The sequence below is a fragment of the Bacillus alveayuensis genome, from assembly GCA_030812955.1.
Lineage (GTDB): Bacteria > Bacillota > Bacilli > Bacillales > Aeribacillaceae > Bacillus_CB > Bacillus_CB alveayuensis.
In genome coordinates this window covers 1-6,690 of sequence record JAUSTR010000041.1, presented here as the reverse complement: position 1 = coordinate 6,690, position 6,690 = coordinate 1, and the positions used below count along the sequence as shown (strand labels likewise).

General features: G+C 30.2%; 6 protein-coding genes. All 6 read right to left on the bottom strand.

Features of this window, described 5'->3' with window-relative positions; genetic code table 11:
• Positions 1-1,293 precede the first annotated feature (1,293 nt).
• Positions 1,294-1,926, bottom strand: coding sequence for a hypothetical protein (locus J2S06_RS15860; RefSeq protein WP_419152936.1), 633 nt, complete (start codon positions 1,924-1,926; stop codon positions 1,294-1,296).
• A 289-nt stretch (positions 1,927-2,215) separates the two neighbouring features.
• Positions 2,216-2,935, bottom strand: coding sequence for an ABC transporter ATP-binding protein (locus J2S06_RS15855; RefSeq protein WP_419152935.1), 720 nt, complete (start codon positions 2,933-2,935; stop codon positions 2,216-2,218).
• Positions 2,936-2,955: 20 nt separating this feature from the next.
• The gene (locus J2S06_RS15850) at positions 2,956-3,429 is read right to left on the bottom strand and encodes a stage II sporulation protein M (protein WP_419152937.1); all 474 of its coding nucleotides are present in this window, start codon (positions 3,427-3,429) and stop codon (positions 2,956-2,958) included.
• Between the two features lie 56 nt (positions 3,430-3,485).
• Positions 3,486-4,184 (bottom strand): hypothetical protein, encoded by a 699-nt coding sequence (locus J2S06_RS15845; RefSeq protein ID WP_419152934.1) that lies wholly within the window; start codon positions 4,182-4,184, stop codon positions 3,486-3,488.
• 16 nt (positions 4,185-4,200) lie between these two features.
• Entirely contained in the window at positions 4,201-6,174 is a 1,974-nt protein-coding gene (locus J2S06_RS15840) for a hypothetical protein (RefSeq protein WP_419152933.1), read from the bottom strand.
• Positions 6,175-6,319: 145 nt separating this feature from the next.
• Positions 6,320-6,478: a hypothetical protein gene (locus J2S06_RS15835; protein ID WP_419152932.1), complete on the bottom strand. Its 159-nt coding sequence runs from the start codon at positions 6,476-6,478 to the stop codon at positions 6,320-6,322.
• Positions 6,479-6,690 lie beyond the last annotated feature (212 nt).

Genomic DNA, 6,690 nt, shown 5'->3' with positions numbered 1-6,690 from the left:
AATCCGGAACAATCCGCAAAAATTTTGCACATTATTTCCGAATCCGCCTGAAATAATTTGAAAAAGGGATTCTGAAATAATGTGCTAATTTACACAAAAGTCTTAACAAACAAACTCTCTGACATTACTAGGCGTTCTGCGTCTTCATGTCCCTCTATCTGAGGTTGAGAGTGAATAAACTACTGATTCATTGAGCAACGGCTATTCGAATCAAGTACCACGCTAGGTTTAGCAACAGCATGACTAGCAGTGGATTTCTCTTGCAAACAAGTAAAAAGATATATATAAACAGTCATTTGTAATAAAAAGAGGAACCAAGCTGACTGTTTCGCCTTTCGGTTCCTCTTCCTCCTAAGCGTAATCCCTTTACTGTCTCGTTAGACAAATAAAAAACAGACCTATTTCCATAGCTCTGTCGGGATTACCTCTTATTTTGTTATATAAAATCCTCCAAACAGTGAAGTATTGTAAAAAGCATATTCCTCCTGTATCTCATGGGGCTCCCAATAGGGGCCAAAACTTCAACATCAGGCTCATAAGAGCAAATAAAAGAACTTACACGCTTATTTTAGCACAACCTCCTATCCATTTTAAACAGTGAATTTCCAATTAAAAAGGCGACCTACACGCCGATTTACATACTAGTCCCTCTCATTTCAGCAATAATGAATAAGTGTTTGATTGCTGTCCGGTTTAGTATCTAAATCGCCCAAAGGCCGCCAATTGCTTCATAAAAATCCTGCTGAATCTTACTATGTTCGCAAAGAAACAAACAAAAAACTTAGTATGATTTAATTATAGTTTACACCAAACTAAAATTCTAGAGGGGTACTACTTCTTTTTCGAAAATAGTATCCATAATGATGTAAAGTTTTCTATTTAAGTAGTAGTTTTTAAATTCCACAAAGGGCATAACCTAGATCTAACTTTTTGGGAAAATAAAGTTGTTTAAATCTAAGAATTTTTCTTCACAATCGTACTCTTTAATTGAATACTAACACATACAGAAAAATTTAGAGGTGCGCGTAATAAAGTTTCTCCCTATTACTAACGGTACAACCAACAGCATTAAGGGTTATTACTCCAATGATTGAAATTATTACACCTCTTAATAGCGTTACAGTACAAATTTTCAAATTTTTATTTTTCTCAAACCAAATAACAACTGTTAGAATCATTGTAAATATCTCCCGAACAATATTGCAGTATAAGGGTTTGTTGGAGTGATCCAATCATACCATTTTATAAAGTTTATAATATCTCTCCTTCTTCCATTGTCAGATAAGTGTATTGTTATTTTTCCGTCAGATCAAAAATTACCTTAATTTCTTCCCCGACCATCTGGTAAGCGGACACTTCTCCTTGCAAATAGCCACTTCTATAGTCAACATCATCTTTCCTAAATTTCTCTTTTAATTTTTCAACTACTCTTTGATAACTTTCTAAAAGTCTCTCTATACAAATTATCTTATCACTATCATCTGATTTTAATATAATATCCAAATCGATAACGATTTTTTCATACACAACCGACATGCCGTCAAACAGACCCTTTTGGAATTCTCTTGGGATATTTTCAATTTCATTCTTTGCCTCATTGGGAATATCGTCGTAATAAACATTATTGACCAAATTAGTTCCACTACGTTTACTTTGTTCTTTTGATTCCTTAACTCTTTTTTCTAACGACTGTATTAAATCTGTTAATTTAGTATTCACGATTACTCCTCCTTTAGAATAATCAAATTCTCTTACTAATCGATTTACAATCATACGATAAGCGTGACTCATACCTGATAATAATAACTTTTCATTTCCTTTATTTGTTTCAATGGCTCTTCTAAGTTCCTTTTCCATCTCAATAAAATCTAAAATACAATCTTCAATCTTTGCTCCACGAAAAAGCTTTTTTCTGTAATTAGACATTGAAGGCATCCCCTTACAAATTATTCCCATATACAAACGGTTTCTGCTAAATGTTTTCGTATGGTAACAAAGTTATTAGTTTTTTTTTCACAGAAAAAACTAGCCTATAAAAAGGGCTAGTTTCGTTTCCAAATACTTGGTGAATCAACCTAAAATTTCTTAGCTATGACCAACTAAACAAACCTAAATGTTCAAATTTATCATATACACAGCTTTTTATTACAATTTTTAGAATACCTAAATGACTAAAACGAATATACTTGCAATCATTTATTTTTATATAACCAACTTATTCCTCTTTATTAATGCTATAAATAAAAAACTCTTCTAGCGTAGTTACCTGATTTTCTGATTTAATATTTTTTATTTCATCAAAAATAATGAGGTTACCGTCCTTTATAATTGCCACATGGGTACAAAACTTCTCAGCAACATCTAACATATGTGTTGACAGTAAAACAGCGGTTTCCCCACTTGAATACTCGTATAAAAAATTTTTTATGTTATGAGTAGTAGAAGGGTCTAACCCATTAAATGGTTCATCCATTATTAAATAATTTGGTTTATGTATGAGCGAAACTAGTAATGAAAGTTTCTTTTTCATACCATAAGAATATGTATAAATAGGATCATTTATAAAAGACTCCATTTTTAGATACTGAATTAACCTGTTATAGTGATCCTGATCATAAGTTAAATTCCCCCATAAATCTATGGTGAAACGCAAAAATTCAATCCCTTTTAATTCTTCATAAAAAAAAGGTTCATCAGGTACATAACCGATTTTTTTTAGATAGTTTTTCCTGTCCTCTAATAAAGAAATTGAATCAGCCTTTATATCTCCTGAAGTTGGATTTAACAAACCTAGTAATAATTTAATCGTTGTTGTTTTACCTGCACCATTAGGTCCTAGCAAGGCAACAATTTGACCAGGCTTAATTGTAAAATCTAAAGATTTAATAATATTTTTTCCTTCAATTTGTTTGCTGAGTTTTTTAATCTCTAACATAATTGGTATTCACCTCGTGGTTAGATGGGTACACTAATATATGCTTCTATAAAACTTGCCAAAAAGAGAAGAAAAAACACGAATGCAGCTGACTTGATAATTTTAATATAATATAGTCTATCTTTTTCTTTATGATAAAACGTAAGACCTTTAAGGCCTACCATCCCTGCAATAATGATGGCTGGTACCTCTAATATTCCATGAGGTAAAAGTGCCAATATAATTTGTTCTATACTAGCTCCCTGGTCTACAGTTGCTACAACTGTTATACCAATAATAATTCCATTAAAGATTAACAGGAAAATAGTAGGAATAGCATAAATAAATATTCCTGCCATAATAAATAAACATGTCAATGAATTACTACTGAAGTAAAACCACCAGTTATCCATTTCAGTTAAATCTAATTTAATTGTTTGAAACATTCCTCTTAACAAAAAGTTCTGTAAGAGTACTCCTCCTAAAACAGATAGAAAAAAATACCAATAGAGGATAACATGATTTTTTTCTCATTCAATAAAAAACTCATTACAATTTAACCCCTTTAAACTTAAACTGGAGGTAAAAATAAAGATTGCCCTATGATTAATAGAAAGTAGATACCAAAGATAAGCGCAAATACAGGTTTTATCTTGGCCTTCGAATAACTATATAAACCGAATGCGAGTATACCGCAATAAATAATGGTAAATAAATCCAAACTATTTAAAAAGTTCATGAAAAATTCGTTATCAGAGTTTCTACCTGTATAATATGGTAAAGAACCTAATGAATATAATATAAACTCACCCTTAATAAGAGAAAAGATTAGTCTAAGTACAGATGAAATGAATAAAGATGTATAAGCTACAGTGGTAGTTAAAAAAAGATTTTGCATACTTACCTTTTCTTTAAAGATTGGTTTAAAAATACTTGTTAAAATTTTTAAGCCAACTGTAGTTAATATGATAAAAATAATTGGAGTAAAAAAGGCTGATATTCCCTGTACGATAATTAAGAAAGATTGAGCTGACGGATTTTCACTTATAAATTTGTTTATATCTGGAATTCCTTCTTCACCGGTGTTTAATTGTTCAAATGAATATGGTACTTTGTTTGCTACAATGACTGTCAGGATACAGAGAACTACTGAAAAAACTAACCACCTTGTAATAATTGCTATTTTCGGCTTATGATTTGCCAAATGAATAAAAGGGTTTAATTCCAAATCATCTGGTTTACTGACTTGAATATTTTTATCTCCTTCCATATTTCCCCTCCTAGTTTCAGTTAATGGTAATATTCCTTTTATTTTCAATTTTTCTTTTTTGGTTATAGGAAGAAATTAAAATTAATTGAATAATAATAACAGGTATTAACACTAATATTTCTGCAACAACAAATTCCCTAAAAATACTTAAAATAGCTCCAGTGATATAAATTGCTATCGTAAAAATAATTAATATCAATCTTTCCTTCCAAAACAATGCATTTACAATATATGTTCGGTTAATACTAATTTCTTCAATATCAAAGTAAGTAAATCTCTTTTTAAGAATTCGAGATAAAAAGAAATATCCAATTCCTAATCCAACTAAAATCCAAAGTGTACTAAAAAAAATTAACAATGATTCTTGGATATCTTTTAATAAATACATTGTAACTGGTATAATTGGCAAAGTTATCGAAATTATCAATGTATTTATACTATTTTTCATTTTAATTTGATCAGGATATTTCCCAATTTGGCTAAGGTTGTAAAACTCATAATGAGGGACTAATACTGAATGTAATAATACAAATTTAGTTATAACAATATAAGAAATGATTGATAAAATAAATAATCCAACTTTAATGAAAATTGGTATAGGCATAAAAATGAAAGTCACCACTGTAACATAAAAATATCCTGGTAAAGAAAGGACTCGAACAACTTTGGTCTTTAAATCATATAAGTATTCTGGAGAAGCTCCGTAAGCAATTAATACTTGTAAAAATGATCCCTCGTTATCAAAAGATAACTTCATTTTAAGTTTAGTATAAATCGAATTCACGACATGAAATGGGAAATAGACTGTTATTAGAATAGAAAAAGCTAATACAAACCGTTCACTTAAATAATTGGGAGAAAAGTAGATAAATGTAAAGATAAATGTAATAATTGGCCACAATGAGCTTCCCAATACTACAAATAAATTTCGTTTTGCCAAGTAATTTTTTAGTAATGAAATTAGATAATACTGCACATGTCTTTCTTTTAATTTTTTATTAAGAATGCATTTTGAAACGAGTATAAAAAATTTTGTAACCTTATCATCAAATTTTGAATTATCCATGTTGGTAACATTGTCTTTTCTAGAAATGACATTTAAGAGGAATAATGCAACTAATAATAAAAATAGTATGTATAGAAATGAACCTATAATAGGGATAAAGAACGATCCATTGACCATTAGCTCAGCAAGCAGGCTGTATGGATAGTACCATTGATTAACGAGAGATAAGACCAATTCTCCTGAAGATAGCAAAATATCCAAACCATCTTCAATCCAAGTAATATAATCAGTTAAAATGTTTTCTGACTCTGAAACCACAGGAAATGTTAATAACCAAGGTGTCAAAATCTTTGTTAACAAATAGATAATAGGTACGAGTAATAATGGAATAAGCAGGTTTGATATTAGTCCTTTTCCTTTTAAGTAAACACTTTTTTTAATAATGTAATACTGGATAAGTGTTGTACATAATGAAATTAAGAAATAAAATATAATGACAATAAAAAATGCTATTACTAAGTAGGTTATTTTAACCGGAAAAACCAATAAAGCACCAATGATTCCTGCTATATTTGAAAAAAAGCTGTTTCTTAACATCCAAAGTGATTCATCAATCCAAAGAAACAATATATACTTTATAGACCCAATAGGTGTAGAAGCTAATAGCCAGCTTTCCTCTTTAGAACTTGAAATCCACCGACCAGTTGCTAACCCATTAGAGATACCTTCTACAAATATAAAAAGAAAAAAAACAATTTGCCAAAAGGAGTATGGATTTGAAGAGATATACTTGTTAAATAGAAAGGCTCCTCCAAACCCTAACCCAAATACTAACAAAATTCCAATAATTTTAAAGCCGAGGGTAATAAAGGGGATAATTAATTTGTTGTTTAGATTAAACATTTTAAAATTACCCCAGTTTTGTAACCATCGTACCTTTGCTTTCCAATAAATCCATGTTTTTAGTTGACGAAATAAAAGCATGATGAACTTCTACTCCTTTGGCTTTTATATTACATTAATATGGATATACTGTTAGAGAAGACATATAATTATAATCATTACTAAAATAATCATTTCAATAGAGAGGAGAGAGAAGCATGGCCGTACTTCCCTCTCCCTTTTGTTATTACCACATTACAGTCGCGCTCCATCCTTGTCTTAGGAAGTACATGTAAATACGTGCAGCCCAAATTGGTCCTAAAGTGATAGCTGCTCCAGCAAGAACAGCTACTAAAATAGAAGTTGCTGCTGCAGTACCAATCCCAAGTACAGCCGATAGTTTCATAGTATCACCTCCTATAGGAAAAAATGATATAATTTGACTAATTATGTAATATCTTGGTGCAAACTTATTCTAGCATAAATTCAAATTAAAAATAAGAGGAAAATGTAAAATATTTTCGATTCATCACCACATTTTGTGATTTAACCCAAAAAATAAGGAAAACACTCACGAATTCCTGGCAATAATGTTAGCGTGACTTAACATAACAGGAG

What these genes read in the sequence shown, in the direction of transcription:
- J2S06_RS15860 (WP_419152936.1), bottom strand. Translation starts at nt 1,926, where the DNA reads ATGTCTAATTACAGAAAAAAGCTTTTTCGTGGAGCAAAGATTGAAGAT.
- J2S06_RS15855 (WP_419152935.1), bottom strand. Translation starts at nt 2,935, where the DNA reads ATGTTAGAGATTAAAAAACTCAGCAAACAAATTGAAGGAAAAAATATT.
- J2S06_RS15845 (WP_419152934.1), bottom strand. Translation starts at nt 4,184, where the DNA reads ATGGAAGGAGATAAAAATATTCAAGTCAGTAAACCAGATGATTTGGAA.
- J2S06_RS15840 (WP_419152933.1), bottom strand. Translation starts at nt 6,174, where the DNA reads ATGCTTTTATTTCGTCAACTAAAAACATGGATTTATTGGAAAGCAAAG.
- J2S06_RS15835 (WP_419152932.1), bottom strand. Translation starts at nt 6,478, where the DNA reads ATGAAACTATCGGCTGTACTTGGGATTGGTACTGCAGCAGCAACTTCT.